The organism is Lacrimispora amygdalina (assembly GCF_900205965.1).
Lineage (GTDB): Bacteria > Bacillota > Clostridia > Lachnospirales > Lachnospiraceae > Lacrimispora > Lacrimispora amygdalina_A.
The window spans coordinates 1-3,031 of the sequence record NZ_OAOF01000058.1 but is presented as its reverse complement, the minus strand read 5'-3'; the positions used below and the strand labels follow the sequence as shown (position 1 = coordinate 3,031).

Here is a 3,031-nt window from a genome sequence, read left to right as displayed (position 1 = left end):
CTGAACGCAATCCAGAATTAATTCTGCTTTGTCTTTCTTGGAAATACGAGCTATTTCCTTAAATTCGACTGTTAGGTCTTCTGCCGTTTTTCCCTGCAAATGAACAGGGGATGGGTAGGCCCTCCAGAAATACATAGCACATTTCCCGTCTATTTCGCTGAAAAACTTACTGTAGCTGGGATATGCCATGGATATCTGCTCATGGAGTCCGTTCTTAAAACGGATACCATCTTTCACCAGTAAATCTCTCCTATTTACTAATTGAGCCAGTGTCCATTCGTTATCTTTTGGCTTTGCATCTGGCAAGGTATGTAGCTGGTTAATGAGAACCGTTGCCACACAATACGCATCATACTCATCATTTTTTCGTAGCATTGGTGCACTTTTTCGCTGATCATATGCCAGGGCAGGATTGATATCTTTCACAATACAGCCACATTCAATTAACCAGACAGCTAAGCTTCTGCCGTGACCGTAAGCATTTTCCAATCCATAAATGGGTTCAAGTCCAAGATGACGGGATTTCCTGTTCACCTTTTCTGCCAGCTTTTTAAATTCACTGGGCTTGTTTTCTATCACGACTACCTCTAACTTTTCATTCCAGCAGTTCACCATCACTGCGGTATGACTTTCCTTATGCAGGTCAATCCCTACATAAAGCAGATTTTCTCTTTTCTGCAATTCTCTCCCTCCAGATCTTGTTTCCAACCGATCAGTTCCTGTACCGGCAACCTCAGATGACAGCGTTAACTCTTTACGAGTCCGCAAGGGGGCGACAGCCTATCTACAACAAACCAATGGGTGAAAGGACAAGTTATTTCTTTTATTGGTTGTTGATGTTAACTCTGTATGGAGTGGATTGCAAGTCATTTCTGGATTTATTTTAAAGGAGAACGAACGGCAGAAAAAGCGAAAGAAAAAGGAGCTACAAAAGAAGTATCTCTACCCCCTGTAACCCCCGGCAGCCCCAGTTTAGCATAGAATCAATTTCCTGTAAATCCCATGGTTCACCATGAGCCTTAGGGTAGACGATCTTGCTAAGCTTCCAATGAAATAGAATCAATATACCACTTTCAACTTGCCCTGTGTCGCAAAATATTGCCCCTGTGTGACCTGTAAAACCGATGGTGGAACATATATGCCATTCAGGCAATTAAACACCACGTTGGGCAAATCTGAAAAAGATGGATTTTCCTCTTTTACCTGTTAAGTGTTTGGATTACTGTTACCTACTGTTCGTCCTCCTGTTGCTTTTATAGAAAGTGTCGCATATATGCCAGTTTTTTATATTCCTCAAGTCGCACCTTCGCAACCATTTATAAAATTCCAAACTGTTAGATTTTCACTCTATTCGGCTACAAAAGCAGAGGTGAACCATGGGGTCGAAAATGATGCTGGTTAAAGAGCCGGGGTCAAAACCTTCCCCGACTCGGCTAACATCAGCCCGCAATGCGGGCTGAGAGGACTTTATCATCGGGGTCGAATTTTTGGCATTGGGGTCGTAACCGGGGTTGCGCTTGTAGGGAATACCCATATATGCAAAAGATTTACGGGGTTATGAACGACTCCATTTAAACATTAGCATATTCAACCCAAAACCTTCAAAAGGGGTAATTTTAAAATTCCTATCAATTTGGAGGTTTAATAATTCAGGATAATTGCCTAAAATTAATACTATAATAATTTTTTAAGTGTTATTAAATCTTGATAAAAGTTGGTAAAGTCATTATTAAGTTCCTCTTTGTAAAGACTTATATTCTTATCATCTATTAATTCCAAAAGCCTATATTTTAAAAACTCTATTTTTTCCTCAGCATTAATTAAAATCAATGCGAAATTTACATAAATACAACACTCTTCTGTTTCTGTTGAACTATCATGTGTTATGTAATCCTCTAGTGTCGCATAGAATGCGTCTTTAGCAGTGTAATTGGCTCTTTTGTATAGACTGTCAAATGAATCTTGCATATCTTCTTTAATTTCTAAATAAGTTAAATCCATTGCTTAATTCTCCCTTCACATTTCTAATCCTTAGTAAGAATATTTAATATAATATTAGGAAACTTCCTTTTAAATTCAAAAATGATATTAGTACAACTTTGGCAAGCTGGTAATTCTGTAAATAAATCTATGGTTCCGGAGATATTTGGATCAGTTATTTGCGATGCAATATCTTCTAAAATTTTAGCTTCTGTATCATGGAATCTGTCAAATGGAGTACCTGTTAGTGTAGATGCTGCTGGTTCATAAGTTTTAAATAATCTATCCCCTTCTGGTTTCAATAAAGAAAAATCACTTATATCTGCGCCCTTATCTAGTGAGGAATTAATCTTACTATGAGCGCTAAACTCTTTTTTAATCCCAGGAATATCAACCTCTGCTGCAGCCATATTACCTTTATTTTTAAGTGGATTATTAGGCATTTGTTCTCTTATATTATTAATTTTATCGCTAAGGCTCTTTTTTATGTTACCCGCCCCCTCAGGTGGAGTACTGAGGTATGCGACGAACGGTGAAAATCTTTATTCAATAAAAAAATTATAGCACGTCTTTGTGCTGTTTTTAAACAGAAAAATTACTGTTCTTCTTCTCGAATCGGTTCCCGGTATTCCGTCTTGTTTTTCATCATTCCGTACACAATGTTCACCAAACGGCGCATGATACAGACCAATGCCTGAGACTTTGTCTTTCCTTCACCGATTTTTCGCATATAATAATCATAAAACACCGGATGATTAGGTACTCCGTTCTTGGGTTTAGACACCATGGTTACTGCCAGGAAATAAAACAGTCCATGCAACTGGCGGTTTCCCTGTCTGGAACTTTGTTCCTTACCTTTTCCGGCGGAACTGAACTTTACAGGAGCCACTCCAGCGAATCTTGCCAGCTTATCAGCATTGGAAAATCTTCGTATATCTCCGATTTCTGCAATCAGCTTACTGGCTACCGACGTCCCTATACCAGGCATACTGGTCAGTTTATAATCAAAACTAAGCAGGATCTTCTCGATTTCCTGATCAAGCCCTGCTAA

The 3,031-nt window shown here is 38.8% G+C and carries 4 protein-coding genes; all 4 read right to left on the bottom strand.

Annotation, left to right across the window (positions count from 1 at the left end):
* The coding region (locus CRO04_RS25515; protein WP_141401055.1) for an IS110 family transposase at window positions 1–681 on the bottom strand (681 nt) is incomplete at its 3' end.
* Between the two features lie 993 nt (window positions 682–1,674).
* On the bottom strand, window positions 1,675–2,001 hold the full coding sequence (locus tag CRO04_RS25510; RefSeq protein ID WP_097007036.1) for a hypothetical protein: 327 nt from the start codon (window positions 1,999–2,001) through the stop codon (window positions 1,675–1,677).
* A gap of 23 nt (window positions 2,002–2,024) precedes the next feature.
* Window positions 2,025–2,423 carry a deaminase domain-containing protein gene (locus tag CRO04_RS25505; protein ID WP_097007035.1) on the bottom strand — a complete coding sequence of 133 codons (399 nt, stop codon included), beginning with the start codon at window positions 2,421–2,423 and terminating at the stop codon, window positions 2,025–2,027.
* A 152-nt stretch (window positions 2,424–2,575) separates the two neighbouring features.
* Window positions 2,576–3,031, bottom strand: a 456-nt coding sequence (locus CRO04_RS25500) for a transposase (RefSeq protein WP_141401054.1), incomplete at its 5' end; no start/stop codon positions are given.